Here is a 26,914-nt window from a genome sequence, read left to right as displayed (position 1 = left end):
GTAAAAAAATGAAAAACTTAATCATAGCAAGCACCTCAACCGTTTTTGGCTTGGGCTATTTAGAATATTTACTACCTACCTTAGAAGCGCATTTTAAAAACGCCGAAACCATTGTATTTATTCCTTATGCACGTCCTAGTGGAATATCGCATGATGACTATACGTTAAAAGTAAGCGAAGCTTTTACCAAAATAGGTAAAAAAGTAGTAGGATTACATACTTTTGAAAGCCCTCTAGCAGCAATTGAACAAGCACAAGGTATTTTTACGGGTGGTGGAAATACTTTTTTACTGGTTAAAAAACTATACGAAACCAACGTATTATCTGCCCTAAAAACCGTTTTACTTAACGGCACTCCTTATTTGGGATGCTCTGCCGGCAGTAATATTACCGGTTTAACTATGGAAACCACAAACGATATGCCTATCGTCTATCCGCCAAGTTTTAAAACATTAGGTATGGTTCCGTTTAATATTAATCCGCATTATTTAGATCCAACAGAGGGTTCTACACACATGGGCGAAACCCGTGAAACCCGCATTAATGAATTTCACGCTTTTAACACACAACCTGTTTTGGGTTTACGCGAAGGAAGTTGGTTAGAAGTGCGTGGTGCTAAAATCACTTTAAAAGGTACATTAACCGCACGATTGTTCCGTCAAAACCAAACTCCGATTGAGTTAGAATCCGAAGCAGATTTATCAAATTTATCATAAAAAACGATCTATTACAGATCGTTTTTTATTTTCTTTTTGTAACTTGAAAAGAAAAATATGCTTGATAAAATAAAGAAAACCATTGATTTAATTCAGTCTATTGATATAGATGCCTTACAGAAACTTAACGAAAAAGTCGATTTAAAACAGTTAATGCAATCGGTAAGTGCGTTAAATGATGAGCAATTAAAAGGAATTGTTCATTTACTAAGTGGTACACAAAAAAAACACGAAGTACCTCCTATTGATGCCGATTTTTATGATGTAAGTGATGGTTTAACAGAAGACGAACGCAACATACAATTAAAAGTGCGTGCGTTTATGGAAACCGAAATCGCTCCTCTTGTAAACGAGCATTGGTTACACGACAGTTTTCCTATGGAAATTATCCCTAAAATTGCAGCACTTAATGTATGTGGTATTAATTATGAAGGATATGGTTGCGCAGGAAAATCGTCTTTATTAGAAGGCATCATTGCTTGCGAACTGGCCAGAGTTGATGCCTCAATAGCCACTTTTTTTGGTGTGCAAAGCGGTTTGTGTATGGGCAGTATTTACCGTTGCGGATCAGAAGAGCAAAAACAAGAATGGTTGCCCCAACTACAACAATTTAAAAAAATAGGCGCTTTTGGGCTAACCGAACCCGAAGTAGGTTCTGGTGCAGCTGGCGGATTGACTACTACTTGTGAAAAAACCGAAAATGGGTGGAAGCTAAACGGACAAAAAAAATGGATTGGAAATGCTACTTTTGCTGATATTGTAATTATTTGGGCACGAGATATTGCAGATAATCAAGTAAAAGGATTTATAGTAAAAACCGATAATCCTGGATTTTCTGTAGAAAAAATAAAAGATAAAATGGCATTGCGTATTGTACAAAACGGTTTAATTACGCTTACAGATTGCATGATTGATGAGAAAGATCGCTTACCAAACGCCAATAGTTTTAAAGATACTGCTAAAGTTTTACAAGCAACCAGAGCAGGTGTAGCTTGGATGGCGGTTGGTTGCGCACGTGGTGCTTATGAAAATGCATTGGCGTATACCACACAGCGCAAACAATTTGGAAAACCAATTGCATCTTACCAGTTAATACAAAATCATTTGGTAGAAATGTTGTCCAACCTTACTGCTATGCAAACAATGGTTTTTCGTTTATCACAATTACAAGATTCGGGTAAATTAAAAGACGAGCACGCATCATTAGCTAAAGTGTTTTGTACCTTACGAACACGTGACATTGTTTCAAGAGCCCGCGAAGTAATGGGAGGTAATGGTATTTTATTAGAATACAATGTAGCCCGATTTTTAGCCGATGCTGAAGCTATTTATTCGTATGAAGGTACAAAAGAAATAAATTCTTTAATAGTTGGCAGAAGTATAACTGGTTTTTCTGCCTTTGTATAAATCAATCTACATTAAGCTTTTACAACTCGCAAAAATGTACCTTTATAAAAACAAAAAAAATGAAAGAAGAGTTTATTTCCTTAGAAGTGCATAAAAATGATAGCAATCATCGTTTTGAACTAACTGTTGATGGCTATACAGCATTTATCGATTTTAAAGAGCGTAACCAAACCATTACCCTTATTCATACAGAAAGTCCTGAAGAATTAGCTGGTAGAGGTGTTGCTACCGCTTTAATTGAAAAAACATTGATGTATTTAGAAGAACATCAATATACTTTGATTCCACTATGTCCGTTGGTTTTTGCTTACATTAAGCGTCATCCGGAATGGAAACGCATTGTAGATCCTATCTTTACAAGATTCAATGAAAAATAAAAAAAGCTATGAAATACCTATTTATTTTTATTGCCTTAATGGTTAGTGGAGGAACTTTTGCGCAAAAAAAGAAAACACCTAAAATTGTTCCACCTCCACCTCCCGTTCGCGAAGCACCTCCTGTAGCAATAGAGTCGCTAGCAAAAGACGATGATAACGACACAAAATGTTTTGTATACACCACTAAAGAAGAAAAAGAAGGGAGAGTATTTGTAACCGAAAGTCTTTTGGAATACGGATGGAATAATAATTTGGCGCGAATGATTATTACCAATTATGATTACGATCCTGTTGCAGAAAAGGAAGCCAATGAAAAAGGATATATTATTGGTCAAGCAAAACAACTACAGTTTATTGAAGGAACTTTTAGAGTTGCCAAAGGCGTTTTAACCTTTGAGCCTGAAAAATTAGATTTATTTAAAACCGAATCTTTTAAAATATTGTTTGAAGGTAAAGACAAAAAAGTAAAACACTTAACAAATAGTAGAAATGAAGTGTTTGAAAAAGGAGAATGTTTAAAACCTATGGTTAGTATGTAATAAATAGGTATGAAAAACGGATTTCTTTTTATTATTTTCTACTTGTGTTCTTCAACAGTATTTTCTCAAAATAAAGAAGATATTTGGTCTGGAACGTATGTTTTAAAAATGCACAATAACAACAATACCGTTATTGACACATTGGTAATTGAACCTGCACCCATATTAAATAAAAATGATGTTGCAAGTAAGTATGAAGCCGATTTAAAAAGATGGACTATTTACTCTAAAAAAGATATCAAGAAAGATAAACAGGCTATTCGCAGGTTTTTATTTAATGAAGAAAATAACGAATACGAAGAATTTGGATGGACAACTCTGCACAAAAACAGTAGCATGAATTGTATGGACGGCGGTCATTTTTTTATTTGCCAAACCAACCAAAAAGGTTCTTTAAAAATAAGCAATGAAACCTTTGCGTTAACAACTAACATGTTTGGTGTTTGGCTACATTATGGTTTATATGATCTTGAAAAAATAAGTAATTAAATAAAAAGCTCTTGAGAAATCAAGAGCTTTTGTTTTTTTAGTTTACGAACTTAAACTTGTTTAGCATAAACTTTACACCAAAGTAAAAGCTGCTTAAAATGGTAAAAATAATAGCAACCATTGCAAAGTATTCTACAAAACGCATTACTACGTTAAGCTCTACTCGATCACTATCTAACAACACACCTACTGTTGTAATTGCAAAAGCAATAGTTAAAATGTTTAAAAGTTGTTTTTTCATTGTACTTGTTTTTAGTTATTTATACAACGCTTTAATTAGTATTTTATTGTAGGTACTTTTTACAACGTTTTCATAATTTCTAAAAATAAGAAAAAAGCTTTCCATTTGGAAAGCTTTTTTTGATATATAAAAACTAAATTATCTTGAATAATTAGGTGCTTCTTTTGTAATGGTTATATTATGTGGATGCGATTCTCCAATTCCTGAAGCGGTTAATTGTACAAAACGAGCCGTTTCTTGTAGTGTTGCAATATCTTTTGCTCCACAATACCCCATACCAGCGCGTAAACCTCCAATAAACTGCGTCATCGATTCAATTAATTCTCCTTTATAAGGTACACGACCTTCAATTCCTTCTGGAACTAATTTTTTTACGTCGTCTTCTACATCTTGGAAATAACGGTCTTTTGACCCATGCTTCATCGATTCAACAGAACCCATTCCACGGTATGTTTTAAACTTACGACCTTCAAAAATTACTGTTTCGCCCGGAGATTCTTTTGTACCAGCTAACATCGATCCTAACATCACACAATCAGCACCTGCGCCTAAGGCTTTAGGAATATCTCCTGTGTAACGTAAACCACCATCAGCAATAACAGGAATACCTGTACCACGTAAAGCAGCAGCTACTTCCATTACAGCCGAGAATTGCGGAAAACCAACTCCTGCAACTACACGAGTAGTACAAATAGATCCCGGACCAATACCTACTTTAACAGCATCGGCACCCGCTTCTACTAAATACAAAGCTGCTTCGGCAGTTGCAATGTTACCTACAACTACATCAATTTCAGGGAATGCCGCTTTTACAGCTTTTAAAGTTGTTACCACACCTTTTGTGTGTCCGTGTGCAGTATCAATAATTAATGCATCAACCCCCGCAGCAACTAAAGCACTTGCACGTTCAACAGCATCGGCAGTTACACCTAAAGCAGCTGCAACACGTAAACGACCAAATTTATCTTTATTTGCGTTTGGTTTTAAGGTTAATTTTGTGATATCACGAAAAGTGATTAATCCTACTAATTTATTTGAAGCATCAATAACAGGTAGTTTCTCAATTTTATTTTCTTGAAGAATTGATTCAGCCTCAGCCAAAGTAGTACCTTCTATAGCTGTAACAACATTTTGAGAAGTCATTACTTCTTGAATAGAGCGTTTATTGTCTTTTTCAAAACGTAAATCTCTGTTGGTAACGATTCCTTTTAAGATTTGATTTTCATCAACCACAGGAATTCCTCCAATTCCGTTTTCGCGCATTGCATTTTTAGCATCGCCTACGTTTGCGCTTAATGGCAATGTAACAGGATCAATAATCATTCCCGATTCTGCACGTTTTACTTTACGAACTTCCATAGCTTGTTGCTCTGTAGTCATATTTTTATGTAAAACGCCAATTCCGCCTTCACGAGCCATTGCAATTGCCATTGCACTTTCGGTTACCGTATCCATTGCAGCTGAAATTACTGGAACGTTTAAGGTAATGTTTTTTGTAAATTTTGATTGAATATTTACTTCGCGTGGTAATACCTCAGAGTAAGCTGGTATTAACAATACATCGTCATAAGTTAGACCTTGACCAACGATTTTAGTTGTATGTGCTTTCATGTGCAATTGTAGTTGAATTGCATGCAAATTTAATCAAAAAAAATTAAAATATAAAATTCTAGTGATAAAAATTAAAGATGTTTAACGCTTCGTTATAAGCAGCCTCAAAAGACATCATTTGTACACCTGTAGCTACTTTATTTGCTGTAAAATAACTCAACATTTTTTCGGTTGGCATATTTCCTGTTAAATCATCCTTTGCCATTGGGCATCCACCAAAACCTTTAATAGCGCCATCAAAACGAGTACATCCTGCTTTGTACGCTGCGTCTACTTTTTCAAACCAAGCATCAGGTGTGGTGTGTAAATGCGCACCAAATTCAATTTTAGGATATTTAGGGATTAAGTTAGAAAACAAATAATCAATATCTTCAGGAGTTGATGAACCAACGGTATCAGAAAGCGATAAAATGGTAACCCCCATGCTTGCTAATTTTTCTGTCCACTCACCAACAATATCAACATTCCAAGGGTCGCCGTAAGGATTTCCAAAGCCCATAGATAAATACGCTACCACTTCTTTATTGGTTTTAGCTGCAATATCTAAAATTTCTTGAAGCGTAATTAATGATTCTGCAATGGTTTTGTGCGTATTGCGCATTTGAAAATTTTCTGAAATAGAAAAAGGAAAGCCCAAATACTTAATTTCGTTATGAACCGATGCCAATTCTGCACCTTTTGTATTAGCGATAATAGCTAATAATTTAGTTTGCGTTTCAGATAAATCTAACTGAGCTAGAACCTCAGCCGTATCTTGCATTTGTGGAATAGCTTTTGCCGAAACAAAACTACCAAAATCTAAGGTGTCAAAACCACAGCGTAGTAACGATTGAATGTATTGTACTTTTTTTTCGGTAGGAATAAACATCTTGATGCCTTGCATAGCATCTCTTGGACATTCGATTATTTTGACTGGTTTCATAGTTTTCAAAGATAAGAGAAACTAAAGTATTTGCAAAAAATTAGTATAAAATTATCATTACACTATTTCATCCACATAAAAACAATTAGGGCAATAAAAACAGCTATTTGCACATAATTTAAAAGTCCTTGAATGTATGTGTGCTTCACTAAAAATTTACGAATGTATGATGAAAGAATGGCTACTAAAACAAAGACAATTAAAGCTTGTATCATAAAAATACTGCCTAACGTATACACTTGTAGTTTTAAATTTCCGAATTCGGGTTTTAAAAACGTTGGGAATAACGACAAGAAAAACAACATAATTTTCGGATTCAATACATTCATAATCAACCCTTGTTGCACTTGTTGAAAAACCGATTTTGAAGAAACGGTATTTGTTACATCAACTACAATAGGTTCAATGGGTGCTTTGTAAAGCAAGTAAATAATACGCAATAAGTAAAGGGTACCGAAAACTTTTATGGCAATAAACAGCCACGGAATTGCTACAATTAAGGTCGAAATTCCAAAGGCTAATAATGTGGTATGAAACAACAATCCGGAACTAAGCCCTATTGCAGCTGCAATTCCGAATTGTTTTCCTTTCGTAATACTTGTAGACAATACATACATTATATCAGGACCAGGCGCAATAGTTAATGCCAAACTGGTTAAAAAGAACGATATAATGATTTCTAATGTCATTAACTACGTTTTAAAATAGCTTGATTGATTTCTTTAATTAAAGCAGGTCCTTCGTAAATAAAACCTGTATAAATTTGTACTAATGCGGCACCAGCATCTAATTTTTCTAAAGCATCGGCTGCAGAATGAATACCACCAACACCTATTATAGGAAACGATTTATTGCTTTTTTCTGATAAAAAACGAATAACTTCTGTAGATCGCTTGGTTAAAGGTTTACCAGATAAACCACCTACTTCTACTTTATTTGCCGATTGCAAACCTTCACGTGAAATAGTTGTATTGGTAGCAATAACACCCGCAATTTTGGTATCGTTAATAATATCAATAATATCCAATAATTGCTCATCGGTTAAATCGGGTGCAATTTTTAATAAAATAGGCTTTGGATTTGCCTTTTCAAGATTTCTTTTTTGAAGCGTAGATAACAACTCTGTTAAAGGTTCTTTGTCTTGTAATGCACGCAAATTAGGCGTGTTAGGCGAAGAAACATTTACCACAAAATAATCTACATACGCAAATAAAGCATCAAAACAAATGGTATAATCGTTTACAGCCTCTTCGTTTGGTGTTACCTTATTTTTACCAATATTTCCGCCAATTAAAACACCTTTGTTCTTTTTTAAACGCTCAATAGCTAAATCAATTCCGCCATTATTAAAACCCATACGGTTAATAATTCCCGAATCTTCTTTTAAGCGAAACAAACGTTTTTTAGGATTTCCTTCTTGTGGTTTTGGCGTAATGGTTCCAATTTCAATAAAACCAAATCCAAAAGCATCTAACTCATTATAAATCTTAGCATCTTTATCCAAACCAGCGGCTAATCCTACCGGATTTTTAAATTTCAATCCAAAAACCTCACGCTCTAATCGTTTATCGTTTACCTGATAAATAGATTTAATGATTGATTTTGCTCCAGGAATCTTTTGCATCGTTTTAATCATAGAAAAAGTAAAATGATGCACTTCTTCTGGATCGAATTTAAAAAATAAAGGACGGATGATTGATTTATACATAGTTGTGAGATTATTGCGTTGCAAAAGTAATCTTTCTTACATCAAAATAAAATATTTAAGAATTGAAAGATTTAAATTCTAAAAAAAATGTACTTTTAATTACTTTAAACTTTAATCAATTGTATGCATAAAGTTATTTTCTATAGTGTAATTTCTGTTTTTTGTTTGATGAATACGGCATCTTTTGCTCAATTTGGAAAAATAGTTGATAAAGATGGTTTTGTGAATTTGCGAGAAAAACCCAATGCAAACAGCAAAATTGTGGGTACTATAAAATCGAATGAATTTGTGTATGTTTTTGATGATGCCGATGTTAATTGGTTCATGGTTGATTATCCCAAAACAGATACAGAAAGTTTAAACGGAAACATCCATAAATCGCGCGTAGTTTTATTAGAAAATTTTTTGGCTTTAAAGCAAGATTTCATTTCTGATAATGAAGTGCATTTAACAGCCAAAAACATTAAAATTGTAGTTAAAGGTGAACCTTTTGATTATAAAAAGAACAAAGCAAAATTTAAAAAAGTAAAACATAAAGAAGTAGGTTATGTAGAAGAGTTTTATAACAATCAGTTGGTTTGGGGTACCGATTTTACCATTCCAAAATCACATTATAAAAGCATTGAAGTAACCTATAATAATAGCAAAACGGTTTTACCCGCAAAAATTATCGAAAATTTGTTTAATGTAAGTATTGGTCAAACTACAGCTTATTTTGATGCTAAAACAGAAGAGTTGTATCTGCTTTCTTTAAATTCTGATGGTGCAGGTGCTTATTATTGCTTGTTTGTATTTGAAAAAGGTGTTTTTAAACAACGAAAAGTAATTATGCCTTTTTAATGATGATTTACAATACTATTGCTAACTTAAGATTTGCTTAAAATTGATACAGTCTCTTTTTTAATGAAATTACACAAAATACCTTTGTTTATAAATAATGAAATTTATGTAGTAACATATTGTTTAGTGTTTTTAGATGTTTTTTTTAAAAGTATTAAAAATATCATAAAAATGTATATTTTTACAGACATTATTATTTAAAAACATGTACAAAAAAACACTTCTTATTTTTTTTGCTTTTATTAGCACTTTTGCTTTTGCGCAAAAAGTATCATTATTTAAACAGTTTTATGGTAGTTATGATTTTACCATGTTAGGAAATACAATGAATGTATTGCCTAATGGTGATCCTGCTTCATGTGCAATTTTAACAGAGTCATCTGATTTTTTACGGATCAATGGAGATAAAACAATTGTGGCAGCATACTTATATTGGTCTGGAAACGGTGTTGAAAAAGAGGCAGATTTGAATGTAAAACTAAATGGTGTTGAAGTAAAATCTACAAAGGAAAATTACCTATATTTAAGTACCGACAAAAAGAGTGGCTATTTTTCAGCCTTTGCTGATGTTACGAATATAGTAAAACAATTTGGAAAAGGAGAGTACAAGCTCTCAGAGTTAGACTTAACAAGACATATGCCTAAATATTGCGGTGGCAATTATGTTGGTTGGTCTATTGCTGTAGTGTATCAAGATCCTCAAATTGAAAATAATTTAGTTGCTATTTATGATGGTTTTGAAATTATGGATAGAGATGTAAATCCTATGATTAATATTGTATTAGACGGTTTTAGAATTACAAACGCAGCTAATTCAAAAATTGCTTTTTTAGCTTGGGAAGGTGATAAAGATATAAGCGATGGAGAAGAATTAAGAATTAATGATAAATTGTTGTCAAATGGATTAAATCCGTCCAATAATGCTTTTAACGGAACCAATACATTTTCTGGATCAATAGAAGCTTGGAATATGGATTTAGATTTGTATGATTTAAGTAATCACGTAAAAGCTGATGATACATCATTGGATATAAAAATGAAAACTAATGGAGATGTTGTTTTAATTAATACCATTGTCTTATCTGTGTATAGTGTTTTTCCTGATGCTACTATAGCTTTTGATAGTTATAAAAATCATTGTCATCAACGCATAGTTGATGTTGAATATACTGTTGCAAATTACAAAGGAAATCATCCACTTAAAAGTAATACTCCAATAGCTTTTTATATAAATAATGAATTAGTAGGGAAAGCTGAAACAGATTTTGAAATAGGTATTGGAAAAGAAAGCAAGCTTAAAACTCGACTAGAAATACCTGCAAAGTTTGGATATCGATTTGATTTAATGATTAATGTTGATGATGATGGTACAAAGAAAGGTTTTGTTTATGAAATAGATGAAGAAAATAATTCAACTAAATCTCATGTTAATTTGGCAAAGGATTGTCCTATACAAAAAGGAGTTTCTGCTAATTCTGACGGATCTAATGATGGATTTGATTTAAGTATTTATGATTTAAATGAATTGAAAATATATAACAGATATGGTACTGAGGTTTTTAAACATGGAAAAGGATATACCACTCAGTGGATAGGGCAGGATAAAAACGGACAACTACTACCAGCAGGTACTTATTATTATGTTTTTAGTACAGCATTTGAAACTTTTTCTGGATATATTTACTTAATAAGAGAAATAAAGTAAAAAAGTTTATTATATAAAAAAAGACCGAGTGAAAATGATTACTCGGTCTTTTTTATTTAGAATAGATATTTATCATGCTAATTTCTGTTAACTAGAAAGAATTTAAAACAGATTAATAAATGAATTGAACATTATAAATAGGTGATGTTTTTTATGTTGTACTTTACCAAATAGAAGTATTAAATAATACAGGATGTTAATATATGTTTTTGTTTGTTAAATACTTGATAGAATCTATTAAAATTCACTCATTTTTATTTGTAGTTAAAAAAAATATAAAATTTCATTAAACTATTCAAAAAATTTTTTTAAGTTTATCTTCTATAAACTAATTTTGATTTTTTATTTATGAAAAATTTTTATTTAATCATTCTTTCGCTAATAAGTGTTCTCTGGTTTTCTTTGAGTGCTCAAACCGCTTTGCCATATACCCAAGGGTTTGAAAACACTAATCACGGTTGGACATTAGCAAACGGGACACAGACAAATGGATGGTTTGTGGGGACAGCCGTTGCAAATGGAGGTACGAAAAGTTTGTATATTTCCAATGATAGTGGAGTAACAAATAATTATACAAATAGTACTGCAAGTACGGTTCACGCTTATAAAGACTTTATAGTGCCCATTGGTGTTCCTGAAGTAGAGATTTCTTTTGATTGGAGAGCTTTAGGAGAAAGCTGTTGCGACTATATTAGAGTATGGTTGGTTCCAACCTCTTTTACACCAACAGTAGGTACGCAAATTGGTACAGCTACTGACCAAATTAATTTGACGGGTAATTTAAATATGGACGCTTCTTTCAAGAGATTGCAATTTGTTCAAAATATTGCAAATTACTCTGCTGCAGGATCTTTCAGATTGGTTTTTGAGTGGAGAAATGATGGTTCATTAGGTACGATGCCTGCAGGTGCTATTGATAATGTCGATGTTAAAGCACTTACTTGTTTTAGGCCATTAAATACCACTGTTAATGTAGCTTCTGCTACATCAGTAGATGTTGTTGTCACTCCTGATCCAGCAAGCCCTTCAAATGTTACTTATGAGTATGAAATAAGAACAGCTGGTGCACCTGGTAGTGGAGCAACAGGTTTAGTTCAACAAGGAACATCAACTACGCCTAATTTTACAGTATCCAATTTGCAATCAAACGCAAGTTATAATATTTATGTTCGAACAAAATGTTCTGCAACAGATAAAAGTTTATGGGTAAACAAAAGTTTTTTTGTAATTGTTCCTGAAAATATGCCGTATAGTCAAAGTTTTGAAACAGCTACAGTTGATTGGGTGTTGTCTAATGGTACGGAAGTAAATAAATGGGTTGTTGGTACCGCAGTAGCCAACAGTAGTACTAAGTCATTATATGTTTCAAATGATAATGGAGTAACCAATAATTACACAATAAATACAGCTAGTGTAGTGCATGCCTTTAAAGATTTTAATATACCAACAGGTATTGAAGAGGTCGCTTTAGAGTTTGATTGGAAAGGAGGAGGTGAAAGTTCATGGGACTTTTTAACGGTATGGCTTGTACCTACTAGTTTTAATCCTACAACAGGAACTAGAGTTACAGCCTCTGCTGACAGAGTAGATTTATTCGGTCTTTTAAATTTGAAGAATACTTTTCAGAGAGCCCATGTGATAAAAGATATTACTAAATATACTAATAATTTTAGAGTTGTTTTTGAATGGAGAAATGATGGTTCTGGAGGAACAATGCCTGCTATTGCAGTAGATAATATAAATGTAGTACCAGTTACTTGTTATCAGCCTATTAATTTGGTTTTTAACTCAATAACTAAAAATTCAATAAGTGCTACTATTACACCAGATACTCGCTCTTTATCAAGTGTTACATTTGAATATGAAGTAAGAACTTCTGGTGGTGCAGGTAGTGGACCTACTGGATTGGTAGCTTCGGGAACTACAACTTCACCAAGTTTTACAGTTGCTAATTTACAACCTGAAACTAATTATCAAGTATATGTAAGAACAGTTTGCTCTGCTACAGATAAAAGTTTGTGGAGTAAAGAGTTTAAATTTATGACTTTATGTAATTATTCAGATTTTACATCATATACTACATCATTAGATTTATGTGGTCCACAAAAAGCGGAACTAAATGCAGTAGTAGAAAATTCTAGTTATGTAGCAGTATGGTTTGATACAAAAGATGACTTAACGCCTTTGTATGAAGGAGCTAATTTTATGTCTCCAAATGACGTAACACAAAACAGAAGCTTTTGGTTACGTAGTTGGAATGTCTCTAAGAATACTCCTGTTACTGTTGGTACAGGGACATTAACTACTACGGGTGAGGAAACTTTTTTAATTCATTTTTATGGGGGATATAAACACCAGTTTATATTTACAGCAGCTGAATTAATTGATAAAGGATTAACAGCAGGTCCAATAACAGCATTGAAGTTTGATGTAGTAACTGTTGGAACAGCAGCAAGAAATGATTTTTCTATAGCTATGGGTACTACAACTCAAAGTGTTGCAACTGGTACTCATGTTGCCAATGCTAATTTAACACAGGTTTATTCTAATGCATCAGAGACATTTGCAGTAGGTACGAAGACTTTTACTTTTACAACTCCTTTTGTTTGGGATGGTGTAAGTAATATAGTTGTTCAAACAAATTGGAGTAATCAAAATACAGGTGGTAATGATGGGGCTTTAAGATATCATACAACTTCTAATGATATGAACACATATACTTATGCTGATAGTAGAACAGCAGCAGAATTTTTAACTGTTGTTAGTGGAAGTGTTAATGGAAGCGGTGGTACGTCTACTATTGATGGTCGTCCAAATACGGTGTTTGTTGGGAATGCAGGTTGTGTATCACCAGCAATAGAGATTCCAGTAACCGTAGCGCCAAAGCCATTATTTGATTTATCAACAGATAAGGTAAGTTCATGTGATGGAAATGCATCTAGTTCTGTACGTGTAGTAACCAATTTAGGAGGATATGATACTTTTACCTGGAGTCCTAGTACAGGAGTAAATGGCGATGCTGTAAATGGTTGGACATTTAGTACAACACAAGAGCAAGAATATACTTTAGTAGCAAGCCAGTCAAATGGTATTTGTGAATTTGAGAAGAAAGTTTATGTTTATGCTAGTGAGAAACCAGAAGCGTTAATAAGCTTACCAAGTACAATAGATTTATGTAAAGATGTAGTAGAGGAGATAAAAGTATTAGAGACTTTACCACCTCATGTAACTGTAGGTACAGCACGTACTACTACAGCAGGAACAAGTAATGTGTCTGCATTTGTACAAAGTGCGGTTTATTCAAAACAGCAATATATTTATAGTGCGGCAGAGTTAATGGCGCAAGGAATTACGGGGTCTGGATATATTAAAGATTTATCATTTGAGACCTTAGATTCAGGCGCAAGTTTAAGTAATCCAAGATATACAATTAAGATGATGGCTACTAATAATACATCGTTTGGAACCAATAATTTTATATCAGGAAATTTATCAACGGTTTATTCAAAAGAGAATCATACCCATATTTTCCAAGGATTACAAACGGTAGTTTTAGATAATCCATTTTATTGGGATGGACAATCAAATATATTAGTAGAGGTAACCCAAGAAGGGGCAGGAAGTGGAAATAATGCGCAAACATACTACCATACTGTAGCAGGTGTAAATGTAGGAATGAGTGCAAGTAGTGCTACTAATGCAAATCCATCTATAGGAGTTCCAACCACAAGTCGATTAAATGTACGATTTGGATTAGGGCAATCAACAGTTACTTGGTCACCTTCTAGTAATTTGTATTTAGATGCAGCAGCAACAATACCTTATACAGCTGGATCATCAGCTACAAAAGTATATGTAGTTTCAAGTGCTAATATGAACCAAGTTTATAATGCTGTTTTAACAGGATTAAATGGCTGTTCTACTACTAAGGCTATAACAGTAAATGTAACTAGTGTACCAGCACCAGTTGTGGCAGATCAAGTGTTTTGCCAGGCTACATCTACAAGTAATGTAGTTGTAACGGGTGTTCCTAATGGTGGAAGTTTGTTGTTTTTTAACAACACAACTACCCAAATACCAATAAATACTATTTCACAAACGGGTACTTACTATGTAGAAAGTGTCTTAAATAATTGTAAATCGGTTCGTATACCATTTAATGTTACTATAACTACATTGTCTTTACCAACAGCAGCTTTTAATCAGTTTGCTTGCGGAACAGGAACAGTAGCAGATTTAAAAGCAAGTGGTGTTTCAGGGTCACAAATAAACTGGTATAGTTCAGTAACATCAACCACAGCATTGCCATTAACACAGGCTTTGGTAAATAATACAACGTATTATGCGGCTCAAGTTTTAGGATCATGTGAATCAGGACGTGTAGCGGTATTGGTAAGTGTAGGTAGTGCACCAGCGGCATTAACAGCTCAAACAATATCTATTTGTGGAAGTATAAATTATGGAAACGTTAGTTTAAATCAGTTGCCAGGCTCAGAATTGGTATGGTATCCATCTGCAAGTTCACAAACACCAATACCAAATACAAATTCAGTTGTAAATGGTACCTATTATGTGTCACAAAAGATCAATGGATGTGAATCTGCACGTGTTCAAATAGTTGCAACCGCACAAGGTAGTGTGCCAGCGCCAACAGCAGGTATTCAAAATATTTGCGGTAGTGGTACAGTGGCGCAATTAGTGGCTCAAATTTTACCAAATGCTACAGCAGAATGGTATTCAAATGCTACATCAACAAGTCCATTAGCATTAAATACACCATTAGTTAGTGGTACCTATTATTTGGCACAGCGTGTAGATAATTGTTTATCAGTAAAAATAGCAGTGGCAGTTCGTGTAATAAACACCAGTTCGCCATCAGTTGGTTCATTTACCTTATGTGAGGGGGCAACGGTTGCTAATTTGGCAATAGTTGCACCAACAGGTACTACGTATAAATGGTACTCAAATGCAACAAATACAACAGAGTTATTACCAACAGAAGTTTTAAAGAGTGGTTTTTATTTTGTGAGCAGTTCACAAGGCGGATGTGAATCAGGAAGAACTCAAGTTCAAGTAACGATTAACAGTCGTCCAAACAGCCCAACAGGAGTAACCCCACAAATTTTTAAAGATGTAGATTTCCCTGAAATAAGTAATCTAGTAATGAATCAACCAAATGTTGTTTGGTATGCTACATATGACGATGCAATGAAAGGGGTAAATCCATTACCACAAAACATGCCATTGGTAGATAAAACAACTTATTATGCAGTTATAATAGGATCAAACAGCTGTCCAAGTTTACCAACACCAATAGAAGTGCAAATTGTTTTAGGTGTAAATGATTTTGATTTAAGTAAATTAAATTACTATCCAAACCCAGTAAACGATGTGTTAACAATAAGTTATGTAGAAAACATAACAAGTGTATCGGTGTTTGATTTAAATGGAAGATTGGTTTTAACCAAGCAATTTGATAAAGAAACGGTTCAGTTAAACTTTTCAGATTTAAGTTCAGGTACTTATATGCTGAATGTTAAAACAAAAGAAAACAGCCAATTTATTAAAATTGTGAAAAAATAATTATAATAGTCAATAGTTAATATCCACAACCAAGGCTGCCTTTTAAGGCAGCCTTGGTTGTTTTATATAAAGATTAAAGCTTTAACTTATATAGATAAGTTATAATGAAAAGATTTTTCCTCCAACTCTATACTTCAAAGTATAATTATTTAGAACCCCCAGTTGCTAACCCCTTGCCCAAAAGCCATTTAAAAAAAAGAATAAAAAAAGGGTGTGAAATATTAGGAATCTATTTAAAAAAGGGGGTATCTTTGCACTCGCATTACAGAAATAACGTTCATTTAAAGATTTGGTAACACAATAAAAATTTAGAAAATAAATTTGGATTGTAAATAAAAAAGGTTGTAGCTTTGCAATCCGATTCCGAAAGGAGTTTTGTAAAAGTTCATAATTTTTTAAGGTTAAAAAAATCGTTTAAAAATTTTTTCAAAAAAAATTTGCGAGATTAAAAAAGAGTTACTACTTTTGCAACCGCTTTAAGAAACAAGGCGAGAGAATAAGAAGATACGTTCATAGACATATTGGATTAACAGAGAATAAAGAGTAAGAGCTTTTAGGTAACTAAGAGGTCTTGAACAACACATCAAAAATATAAAAAATATACGATGAAGAGTTTGATCCTGGCTCAGGATGAACGCTAGCGGCAGGCCTAACACATGCAAGTCGAGGGGTAGAGGCAGCTTGCTGCTTTGAGACCGGCGCACGGGTGCGTAACGCGTATGCAATCTACCTTATACTAAGGGATAGCCCAGAGAAATTTGGATTAATACCTTATGGTTAATAGAATTGGCATCGATTTTATTATAAAGATTTATTGGTATAAGATGAGCATGCGTCCCATTAGTTAGTTGGTAAGGTAACGGCTTACCAAGACGATGATGGGTAGGGGTCCTGAGAGGGAGATCCCCCACACTGGTACTGAGACACGGACCAGACTCCTACGGGAGGCAGCAGTGAGGAATATTGGTCAATGGAGGCAACTCTGAACCAGCCATGCCGCGTGCAGGATGACGGTCCTATGGATTGTAAACTGCTTTTGTACAGGAAGAAAAAGAGTTACGTGTAGCTTATTGACGGTACTGTAAGAATAAGGATCGGCTAACTCCGTGCCAGCAGCCGCGGTAATACGGAGGATCCAAGCGTTATCCGGAATCATTGGGTTTAAAGGGTCCGTAGGCGGGGTATTAAGTCAGCGGTGAAAGTTTTCAGCTTAACTGAAAAATTGCCGTTGATACTGGTATTCTTGAATGATTGTGAAGTAACTAGAATATGTAGTGTAGCGGTGAAATGCTTAGATATTACATGGAATACCAATTGCGAAGGCAGGTTACTAACAATTTATTGACGCTGATGGACGAAAGCGTGGGTAGCGAACAGGATTAGATACCCTGGTAGTCCACGCCGTAAACGATGGATACTAGCTGTTTGGACTTCGGTTTGAGTGGCTAAGCGAAAGTGATAAGTATCCCACCTGGGGAGTACGGTCGCAAGACTGAAACTCAAAGGAATTGACGGGGGCCCGCACAAGCGGTGGAGCATGTGGTTTAATTCGATGATACGCGAGGAACCTTACCAGGGCTTAAATGTAGTTTGACAGATTTGGAAACAGATTTTTCTTCGGACAAATTACAAGGTGCTGCATGGTTGTCGTCAGCTCGTGCCGTGAGGTGTCAGGTTAAGTCCTATAACGAGCGCAACCCCTGTTGTTAGTTGCCAGCACGTAATGGTGGGAACTCTAGCAAGACTGCCAGTGTAAACTGTGAGGAAGGTGGGGATGACGTCAAATCATCACGGCCCTTACGTCCTGGGCCACACACGTGCTACAATGGCCGGTACAGAGAGCAGCCACTTAGCGATAAGGAGCGAATCTATAAAGCCGGTCACAGTTCGGATCGGAGTCTGCAACTCGACTCCGTGAAGCTGGAATCGCTAGTAATCGGATATCAGCCATGATCCGGTGAATACGTTCCCGGGCCTTGTACACACCGCCCGTCAAGCCATGGAAGCTGGGGGTACCTGAAGTCGGTGACCGCAAGGAGCTGCCTAGGGTAAAACTAGTAACTAGGGCTAAGTCGTAACAAGGTAGCCGTACCGGAAGGTGCGGCTGGAACACCTCCTTTCTAGAGATGGTTCAAGCATCTTTTACTCTTTAACTGTTGGTTCAAAAAACAAGAATAATTAAAATACAGAGTCTCGTAGCTCAGCTGGTTAGAGTACTACACTGATAATGTAGGGGTCGGCAGTTCGAGTCTGCCCGGGACTACTATTTAAGTTATTTAAAAGGAAATTTTAGAAGTTGAGTTATCAACAATCCGCTGAAAGCTAACGGCTGATAACTGCAAGCTAAAAACACGGGGGATTAGCTCAGCTGGCTAGAGCGCCTGCCTTGCACGCAGGAGGTCATCGGTTCGACTCCGATATTCTCCACTATCTTAAGAAGATAGAGAATAGAAAAGAGAAAATAGACTTAGTCTGTTATCTATCATCTATACTCTATTATCTAAAGGAAAAGTTCATTGACATATTGAGATACATTTAAAAAGTAGAAAAATATTATAGTAAAATAATATAAAGCACATTTTTAATCTTTTGAGATTAAAAAGTAGAGCACAATAAGCAAAATAAGGGCGTATGGGGAATGCCTAGGCTCTCAGAGGCGAAGAAGGACGTGATAAGCTGCGAAAAGCTACGGGGATTGGCACACACGAATTGATCCGTAGATATCCGAATGGGGCAACCCGGCATGTTGAAGACATGTCACATCGATAGATGAGCAAACCCGCTGAACTGAAACATCTAAGTAGGCGGAGGAGAAGAAAACAAAAGTGATTCCGTAAGTAGTGGCGAGCGAACGCGGAATAGCCCAAACCAAAGTTGTTACGGCAATTTTGGGGTTGTAGGACCACGACATTGTATGCAAAGCGAATAAGAATCATCTGGAAAGATGAACCGCAGAGGGTGATAGTCCCGTATTGGTAAGCAATGTAATGCATAGTGGTATCCTGAGTAGGTCGGGGCACGTGAAACCTTGATTGAAACTGGCGGGACCATCCGCTAAGGCTAAATACTCCTGAGAGACCGATAGTGAACCAGTACCGTGAGGGAAAGGTGAAAAGAACCGTGAATAACGGAGTGAAAAAGATCCTGAAACCATACGCCTACAAGCGGTCGGAGCCCATTCGTTGGGTGACGGCGTGCCTTTTGCATAATGAGCCTACGAGTTACCGTTGCTGGCAAGGTTAAGTACTTCAGGTACGCAGCCGAAGCGAAAGCGAGTCTGAATAGGGCGCATTAGTCAGTAATGGTAGACGCGAAACCGTGTGATCTACCCATGGACAGGTTGAAGTTTGGGTAACACCAAATGGAGGACCGAACCCGTTGACGTTGAAAAGTCTTGGGATGATCTGTGGGTAGGGGTGAAAGGCCAATCAAACTCGGAAATAGCTCGTACTCCCCGAAATGCATTTAGGTGCAGCGCTATTATAGTTTATTAGAGGTAGAGCTACTGATTGGATGCGGGGGCTTCACCGCCTACCAATTCCTGACAAACTCCGAATGCTAATAAATGATTACTAGTAGTGAGGGCATGGGTGCTAAGGTCCATGTCCGAGAGGGAAAGAACCCAGACCATCAGCTAAGGTCCCCAAATGTATGCTAAGTTGAACAAACGCGGTTTGATTGCCCCGACAGCTAGGATGTTGGCTTGGAAGCAGCCATTCATTTAAAGAGTGCGTAACAGCTCACTAGTCGAGCGATCGAGCATGGATAATAATCGGGCATAAGTATACTACCGAAGCTATGGATTTGTATTATATACAAGTGGTAGGGGAGCATTCTAAACTGGGTAGAAGGTGATTTGTGAGAATTGCTGGACTGTTTAGAAAAGAAAATGTAGGCATAAGTAACGATAATGCGGGCGAGAAACCCGCACACCGTAAGACCAAGGTTTCCACAGCTATGCTAATCAGCTGTGGGTTAGTCGGGACCTAAGGCACACCCGAAGGGGGACGTCGATGGCCAACGGGTTAATATTCCCGTACTTGTAATAGTTGTGATGGAGTGACACAGTGGTGAAAGTACCGCGAACTGACGGAATAGTTCGTTAAAGCACGTACCTATAGATCTTATAGTAAAATGCGTAGGATTTGGAGAAATGCGATAGTACACGGAGCCTTCGGGCAAAGTGATAGTGTACCTAAAGGCTGTCAAGAAAAGCTTCTAAACTTAGATTATTACAACCCGTACCGCAAACCGACACAGGTGGTCGAGGAGAGTATCCTCAGGTGCTCGAGAGATTCATGGCTAAGGAATTAGGCAAAATAGACCTGTAACTTCGGGAGAAAGGTCGCCAGCAGCAATGCTGGCCGCAGTGAAAAGGTCCAGGCGACTGTTTATCAAAAACACAGGGCTCTGCCAAATCGTAAGATGAAGTATAGGGCCTGACACCTGCCCGGTGCTGGAAGGTTAAGAGGAGATGTTATCTTCGGAGAAGCATTGAATTGAAGCCCCAGTAAACGGCGGCCGTAACTATAACGGTCCTAAGGTAGCGAAATTCCTTGTCGGGTAAGTTCCGACCTGCACGAATGGTGTAACGATCTGGACACTGTCTCAGCCATGAGCTCGGTGAAATTGTAGTATCGGTGAAGATGCCGATTACCCGCAGTGGGACGAAAAGACCCTGTGCACCTTTACTATAGCTTAGTATTGTTCTTGGATAAGTGATGTGTAGGATAGGTGGGAGACTTCGATCCTGCGTCGCCAGGCGTAGGTTAGTCATTGTTGAAATACCACCCTTTGCTTATCTGAGATCTAACTCGACGACGTTGAGGACATTGCTTGGTGGGTAGTTTGACTGGGGTGGTCGCCTCCAAAAGAGTAACGGAGGCTTCTAAAGGTTCCCTCAGCACGCTTGGTAACCGTGCGTAGAGTGCAATGGCAAAAGGGAGCTTGACTGAGAGACCAACAAGTCGATCAGGTACGAAAGTAGAGCATAGTGATCCGGTGGTTCCGCATGGAAGGGCCATCGCTCAAAGGATAAAAGGTACGCCGGGGATAACAGGCTGATCTCCCCCAAGAGCTCATATCGACGGGGGGGTTTGGCACCTCGATGTCGGCTCGTCACATCCTGGGGCTGGAGAAGGTCCCAAGGGTTGGGCTGTTCGCCCATTAAAGTGGCACGCGAGCTGGGTTCAGAACGTCGTGAGACAGTTCGGTCTCTATCTACTGTGGGCGTTAGAAATTTGAGTGGATCTGATTCTAGTACGAGAGGACCGAATTGGACTAACCTCTGGTGTATCAGTTGTGCCGCCAGGTGCATTGCTGAGTAGCTACGTTGGGAAGGGATAAGCGCTGAAAGCATATAAGCGCGAAACCCACCACAAGATGAGATTTCTTTAAAGGGTCGTAGAAGATGACTACGTTGATAGGTTACAGATGTAAAGGCAGTAATGTCATAGTCAAGTAATACTAATAGCCCGTAAGCTTATGTGCTCTAGGGATTGCTTTATAAATTATAGTATTAAGATTTTAGAATTAAGTATTAAGACTAAAATAGCTACAGAATAGTATCAAAAATATGTTAACAATATTGCAGCAAAGCTGCGTTTAAAGTTCCAAGTTTAAAGTTAAAGGTTGCAAACCTTAAACAAAAAAAAACGTGAAACCTTAAACAAAAACTTAGGGTGGTTATAGCGTTGGGGCTCACCTCTTCCCATCTCGAACAGAGAAGTTAAGCCCAATTGCGCAGATGGTACTGCATATTAATGTGGGAGAGTATGTCACCGCCTTTTTTTAGAATCCTCATCAGTAATGATGGGGATTTTTTGTTTTGGATAATTAAATGGTGTTTATAATAAGGTTTGGACTGTTTTTAGTAGTTGATTATAGATGCGGTTGAAGGGTTTTATATTTAGGAAATGAAATTGTTGCTTTAGTTATTGCAATTCTATTTAATTTTAAGATAGAGAATTAATATAAAAAAACATAATATATTGAAAAAGCGACTTCTCTACGAAGTCGCTTTTTTGTTTAAAATTAAATACTACTTATTCCCTTTTAAAAAACTTTTATAACTGTTTTCGTTTTCAAAATAAGCAACCTCTCCATTGTCTCCAATAACAACAATATAAGCATTAGCTTTGTCTATCTTTTTTAACGAGAATGGGTCTACTGCATAACGAACTTTCTCTTCTTTAGGTATTTTTTCTTTACACATATTGCAACATCCGTAGTACTTTTTACCTTCAAAAACAACTTCTATTTGCTCTTTACCCATATAAGCATCGTTTACCATACAAACCAAATTACTTGCTACGTGTGTTCCTTTTTTAGGATTTGTGTTTTGCGAGATTTCTTTTGGTTCTGAAATTTGTTCTGTTTGTGGTTGTGTTACTTCAGATGTAGTTTCTGACTTTTTCTCTTGGCAACTAACAAACGATGTTGCTGCTAGAATTACCATACAAATTGATTTACTGTTTAATAACATACTATATTGATTTATTTTTTTACTGATTTATTATTTGGTACTGTTGTGCCTTCTACAATTTCTTCAGAAGCCATTTTTAAAATGTGATCTCCTTGATTTAGTTCTCCAAAAACTTCTACTTTATCATCCATTAAACGACCTTTTGTTACTGGAATGTTTTTAGTCTTACCATTCTCAACCTTAATCACATATAATCCCATGCCGCTTTCTACCAAAGCCATTTTAGGAATAAAAAAAGTAGCTACATTATTTTGTAATTTAATTACAGTTTCTGCTACCATATAAGGTTTTAAAACATTGTTTTTGTTTATAAAATCAGCTTCTATTTTTTCAGAACGTAATTTTTCATCTAAACTTCCTGATTTTCTACTTACAAGAGCCATATGCATTTCTTGAGGTTTAGAACGTACATAGAATTTTATAGTATCGCCATTGTTGATGAATGATGTATTTGCTTCTGGAACTGAAAGATTTAAGCGTAACTTTTGATTATTTTCAACTACTAATAAAGGATCTTTACTCATAGGGCCTACATAGGCACCTAAATCTACATTTCTGTTGGTTATTGTTCCGCTAAATGGAGCTTTAATAACCAAATAATCATTAATGTTACGCAATTCATTATATGCAGAACGCGCTGCTTGTAACTGAGATTCATCTGCTAGTTTTCTAGCTTTAATTTGATCTAAAGCATCTTTTGCTACAGCACCTTTTGTTTCATCGGCTTTTATCATTCTGTCATAAGTAGCTTTTGTTGAAAGATAAACAGCTTCTTGTGCTTGTACTTTTGCTTTAGCATTAGCAATTTGCGAAACAATTTCAGGAGCTTCTAAAACAACCAAAACTTGTCCTGCAGTAACTTTATCGCCAATATCTACTTTAATACTTTTTACATAACTGTTTACTTTGGCAAAAAGAGCCGTATGCTCGTAAGGTTTCAATTCGCCCGCTAATTTCAATTTTACTTCAGGATTTGTTTTAGAAATTGAAATGGTTTCCATCATATTCATAGCTTGCATTGCTTCTTTTCCATCTTTCTTGGCATCTGCTTCTTTATTACAAGCAACTAATGATATTAATAGGATGAATGGTATGATATTTAATATTTTCATTTTTTAATTAATTTGATTTAATAAAATGGATACTATCTTCATCTTCAGGATCTAATGAAGGTGAAAGAATGCTTGCTGATTTTTGTAACCAGCTAAAAACAAGAGGTAAAATAACAAGTACAGAAACAGTAGAAAATAAAAGTCCGCCAATTACTGCTCTTCCTAATGGAGCAACTTGATCACCACCTTCGCCAAAACCAATTGCCATAGGTAACATACCCGCAATCATTGCCAAGGTTGTCATTACAATTGGGCGAATACGTAATTTTGCAGCCTCAATACTAGAACTTACTGCATTATTTGTTTGCTTACGTAATGTTTCTGCATTAGATATTAATAAAACGGCGTTGGCAATAGAAACTCCTACCGACATAATTAACCCCATGTAGGATTGCAAATTCAACGTTGACCCCGTAATATTTAGCATTAATAAAGAACCAACTACCACAAAAGGAACTGTTGATAAAATAACCAACGAAACCCTAAATGATTGGAAAGTTGCTGAAAGCATTAAAAAGATGACTACTACGGCAATTAATAAACCTGTTGCTAAACTAGATAAGGTTTCATTTAAAATAGGTGCCATACCTGCCACTTCTATATTAACTCCTTTTGGAAGTTCGCCAAGTGATGCAATGGCTGCCTGAACATCTTTAGAAGCTTGTTCTAAATCTTTCTTATGTAAATTAGCTGTTACAGTAGTATACCCCATTGTACCTAAATTGTAACTTTCACCCAACTCTTTTGTAGCTGTTATAGTTGCAACATCACCTAAAACGGGTCTGTCTGCATTTTTGCTCAATGGTAGGTTTGCTAATTCTTCTTTGCTATTTAAAATATTTTGAGGTGTTTGTACTTGCACATCATATGCAATACCCATCATACCACCAACCCAAAAGTTTTTATTGGTATATCTGGTAGACGCTGTTGCTGCAACTAATGATTTTGCGATATCTTGCGCATCTAATCCTAACTGAGCTGCACGCACACGATCAATATTAATTTGCATAGCAGGATAATCCATTGATTGTGGAATTTGTTGATCACGCATATAATCAATCTCTTTTAATTTTGCTAAAAGTTTGTTGGCATACATGCGATTCATTTTTTTCATCATTCCCGAAATACGAACTTCAATAGGTGTATTGGTACCCTGATTTAAGATTTTCTCTGTTAACTCTATCGGTTCAAAAGAAATCGTTAATTCGGGCATTTTTTCTTTGTAGTATTTTCGTAATTGATCTTTTAATTCATCAGAACTACCTTTCAATTCTTTTAACGCTACTTGCATTAAGGCTTCATGCGGACCAGCATTATACAAATACACAGGACTTACCGCAAATGTTGATGGATGTTGACCTATGAAAACAGAAGAAATTGCAATGTTATCTTCTCCTACATTTTTCTTTAAATGAGTAAGAAATTCTTTTACTTTTAATTCGGTTACTTCAATTCTGGTTCCTTCAGCAGCTTTAATTCTAACTTGAAATTGACGTGAATTTGATGCTGGTAATACATCCTTTCCTGTAATTTGATACAATGCAACACCACCAATTAATGCAACAAGTAATCCTATACTAACAATAGCTTTTTTACGTTGTATTAATTGCGTAAGAAAGTTTACGAACTTATCTGTAAATGTTGAAAACCAGTTTTTCTTATGAGCCGTATTTTCACAATGATTGTTGTTGTGCTTCATCATCCAATTTGCTAAAACAGGCACAAAAGTTTGTGATAATAAAAACGATACAATCATAGAACAACCAATAGCCATTGCTAAAGGCATAAATAAAGATCCAGGAATACCCGTCATCATAAAAGCAGGTGCAAATACTGCCAAAATACACAACATAATTAACAATTTAGGAAAAGCTATTTCTTTACAAGCATCCCAAATAGCTTGCGCTTTTGTCTTACCCATTGCAAAATGCTGGTGGATATTTTCTATGGTAACGGTACTTTCATCAACCAAAATTCCAATAGCTAAAGCCAATCCTGAAAGCGACATGATGTTGATGGTTTGTCCAAATAATTTTAAGAATAAAACACCTGAAATAATAGAAATTGGAATGGTTAATATGACAATAATTGCCGCCCTACGATCGTTTAAGAACAACATAACCATTAACCCTGTTAACAAGGCTCCTAAAACTCCTTCAATAATCAAACTTTTTAAAGCATTGGTAATATAAACCGATTGATCAAACTCGTACGAGATTTGTACATCATCTGGCATATTACGCTGAATATTAGGTAATTCTTTTTTCAATTTATTTACAACATCTAATGTAGATGCGTTACCTGCTTTAGCAATATTAATGTATACCGATCTTTTTCCATCAATCAAGGCATATCCTGTTGCAATATCGGCTCCATCTTTAACGGTAGCAACATCTTTAATGTAAACATTATCAACCGTTCCTTTAAAAATGGGAATATCGCCCAGCTCTTCAACATGTTTAACGGTGTTGTTTGTTGGCGTTAAATAGTTTTTATCGCCTATATAAACATTTCCTGAAGGCGATGTGATATTGTTTCTGCTAATAGCTTCAACAATTTGCTCAGGAGAAAGGTTATGAGCTCTTAATTTATAAGGATCGATATTTACTTCAATAGTACGCGGGCTACCTCCAAATGGTGGCGCTGTTGTTAAACCCGGAATTTTAATTAAAAAAGGTCGAGCATTAAAATTGGCAATATCCTGCAATTCATTATTGGTTTTGGTATTACTTCTAAAAACCAACTGACCAACAGGTTGCGAAGAAGCATCAAACCTAATAATAAACGGTGGTGGTGCGCCTGGTGGAAGGAAAACCTGCGAACGATTTGATAAAGCATTTACAGTAGCAATAGCCTCACCCATCTCGGTTCCTTCGTAAAAAGTAACTTTCATTAACGTTAAGCCCTGCGTGTTTTTAGATTCAATACTTTTTACACCATTTGTAAACAGCATCATATTAACGTACATTTTGGTAAAATAACCCTCCATTTGTTGGGGTGTATAACCATTAAATGAGTGCGCAATGTATACAACAGGCAAATCCATTTCTGGTAAAATATCTACCTTTATTTCTTTGGAAGCTTTAACACCAAAGAATAGTAATCCTAGCACCAAAACCATAATTGCTATAGGTTTTTGGAGTGCAAATTTTATTAAATTCATAATTAATTTTTAAAATA

16 protein-coding genes, 2 tRNA genes and 3 rRNA genes are annotated in these 26,914 nt (G+C 35.8%); 13 read left to right on the top strand and 8 right to left on the bottom strand.

Annotation, left to right across the window (positions count from 1 at the left end; translation table 11 throughout):
- Window positions 1–8: 8 nt before the first annotated feature.
- From pepE to H1R17_RS00635, 5 genes are read left to right on the top strand one after another with little or no spacing between them, the layout of a single operon-like run.
- Window positions 9–716, top strand: a complete 708-nt coding sequence (gene pepE / locus H1R17_RS00655; protein ID WP_163433113.1) for a dipeptidase PepE — start codon at window positions 9–11, stop codon at window positions 714–716.
- A 57-nt stretch (window positions 717–773) separates the two neighbouring features.
- Entirely contained in the window at window positions 774–2,123 is a 1,350-nt protein-coding gene (locus H1R17_RS00650; protein WP_163433114.1) for an acyl-CoA dehydrogenase family protein, read from the top strand.
- A gap of 59 nt (window positions 2,124–2,182) precedes the next feature.
- Window positions 2,183–2,500, top strand: a complete 318-nt coding sequence (locus H1R17_RS00645) for a GNAT family N-acetyltransferase (RefSeq protein ID WP_163433115.1) — start codon at window positions 2,183–2,185, stop codon at window positions 2,498–2,500.
- A gap of 8 nt (window positions 2,501–2,508) precedes the next feature.
- Complete coding sequence (locus H1R17_RS00640) at window positions 2,509–3,039, top strand: hypothetical protein (RefSeq protein ID WP_163433116.1); 531 nt, start codon at window positions 2,509–2,511, stop codon at window positions 3,037–3,039.
- Window positions 3,040–3,048: 9 nt separating this feature from the next.
- A complete protein-coding gene (locus H1R17_RS00635; protein WP_163433117.1) occupies window positions 3,049–3,528 on the top strand; it encodes a phosphate ABC transporter permease in 480 nt (159 codons plus the stop codon).
- Between the two features lie 37 nt (window positions 3,529–3,565).
- Here H1R17_RS00635 and H1R17_RS00630 read toward each other — a convergent pair whose 3' ends face one another.
- From H1R17_RS00630 to H1R17_RS00610, 5 genes are all read right to left on the bottom strand, one after another.
- On the bottom strand, window positions 3,566–3,769 hold the full coding sequence (locus H1R17_RS00630) for a hypothetical protein (protein ID WP_163433118.1): 204 nt from the start codon (window positions 3,767–3,769) through the stop codon (window positions 3,566–3,568).
- Between the two features lie 138 nt (window positions 3,770–3,907).
- On the bottom strand, window positions 3,908–5,380 hold the full coding sequence (guaB, locus tag H1R17_RS00625; protein WP_163433119.1) for an IMP dehydrogenase: 1,473 nt from the start codon (window positions 5,378–5,380) through the stop codon (window positions 3,908–3,910).
- 58 nt (window positions 5,381–5,438) lie between these two features.
- On the bottom strand, window positions 5,439–6,302 hold the full coding sequence (locus H1R17_RS00620) for a hydroxymethylglutaryl-CoA lyase (RefSeq protein WP_163433120.1): 864 nt from the start codon (window positions 6,300–6,302) through the stop codon (window positions 5,439–5,441).
- Window positions 6,303–6,364: 62 nt separating this feature from the next.
- Window positions 6,365–6,991, bottom strand: a complete 627-nt coding sequence (locus tag H1R17_RS00615) for a LysE family translocator (RefSeq protein WP_163433121.1) — start codon at window positions 6,989–6,991, stop codon at window positions 6,365–6,367.
- Complete coding sequence (locus H1R17_RS00610) at window positions 6,991–8,010, bottom strand: quinone-dependent dihydroorotate dehydrogenase (protein ID WP_163433122.1); 1,020 nt, start codon at window positions 8,008–8,010, stop codon at window positions 6,991–6,993. The genes H1R17_RS00615 and H1R17_RS00610 overlap by 1 nt, the downstream gene beginning before the upstream one ends.
- A gap of 123 nt (window positions 8,011–8,133) precedes the next feature.
- On the opposite strand from H1R17_RS00610, the gene H1R17_RS00605 reads away from it, so the two are divergent.
- The 8 genes from H1R17_RS00605 (at window position 8,134) to rrf (ending at window position 21,927) form a co-directional block, all read left to right on the top strand.
- A complete protein-coding gene (locus H1R17_RS00605; RefSeq protein ID WP_163433123.1) occupies window positions 8,134–8,850 on the top strand; it encodes an SH3 domain-containing protein in 717 nt (238 codons plus the stop codon).
- Window positions 8,851–9,055: 205 nt separating this feature from the next.
- Entirely contained in the window at window positions 9,056–10,555 is a 1,500-nt protein-coding gene (locus H1R17_RS00600; protein ID WP_163433124.1) for a gliding motility-associated C-terminal domain-containing protein, read from the top strand.
- A gap of 348 nt (window positions 10,556–10,903) precedes the next feature.
- Complete coding sequence (locus tag H1R17_RS00595) at window positions 10,904–16,138, top strand: T9SS type A sorting domain-containing protein (protein ID WP_181729236.1); 5,235 nt, start codon at window positions 10,904–10,906, stop codon at window positions 16,136–16,138.
- 602 nt (window positions 16,139–16,740) lie between these two features.
- A 16S ribosomal RNA gene (locus tag H1R17_RS00590) occupies window positions 16,741–18,258 on the top strand.
- Window positions 18,259–18,327: 69 nt separating this feature from the next.
- Window positions 18,328–18,401, top strand: a tRNA-Ile gene (locus H1R17_RS00585).
- Window positions 18,402–18,491: 90 nt separating this feature from the next.
- A tRNA-Ala gene (locus H1R17_RS00580) sits at window positions 18,492–18,565 on the top strand.
- A 183-nt stretch (window positions 18,566–18,748) separates the two neighbouring features.
- Window positions 18,749–21,629, top strand: a 23S ribosomal RNA gene (locus H1R17_RS00575).
- A gap of 186 nt (window positions 21,630–21,815) precedes the next feature.
- Window positions 21,816–21,927: ribosomal RNA gene (gene rrf / locus H1R17_RS00570) — 5S ribosomal RNA — on the top strand.
- The 16S, 23S and 5S rRNA genes sit together here with 2 tRNA genes alongside, the layout of an rRNA operon.
- Before the next feature lie 251 nt (window positions 21,928–22,178).
- Here rrf and H1R17_RS00565 read toward each other — a convergent pair.
- Genes H1R17_RS00565 through H1R17_RS00555 form a run of 3 tightly spaced genes read right to left on the bottom strand, consistent with a single transcriptional unit; the run spans window position 22,179 to window position 26,897 of the window.
- Window positions 22,179–22,595 carry a hypothetical protein gene (locus H1R17_RS00565; RefSeq protein ID WP_240453303.1) on the bottom strand — a complete coding sequence of 139 codons (417 nt, stop codon included), beginning with the start codon at window positions 22,593–22,595 and terminating at the stop codon, window positions 22,179–22,181.
- A 38-nt stretch (window positions 22,596–22,633) separates the two neighbouring features.
- Window positions 22,634–23,734: an efflux RND transporter periplasmic adaptor subunit gene (locus H1R17_RS00560; RefSeq protein WP_163430467.1), complete on the bottom strand. Its 1,101-nt coding sequence runs from the start codon at window positions 23,732–23,734 to the stop codon at window positions 22,634–22,636.
- Window positions 23,735–23,741: 7 nt separating this feature from the next.
- Window positions 23,742–26,897, bottom strand: coding sequence for an efflux RND transporter permease subunit (locus H1R17_RS00555; protein WP_163430468.1), 3,156 nt, complete (start codon window positions 26,895–26,897; stop codon window positions 23,742–23,744).
- Between the last annotated feature and the right edge of the window lie 17 nt (window positions 26,898–26,914).

Source organism: Flavobacterium sp. xlx-214 (genome assembly GCF_013874595.1).
In the GTDB taxonomy this organism is placed as follows: Bacteria; Bacteroidota; Bacteroidia; order Flavobacteriales; family Flavobacteriaceae; genus Flavobacterium.
The sequence above is the reverse complement of the archived record's forward strand: the minus strand, read 5'-3'. Positions and strand labels throughout refer to the sequence as shown.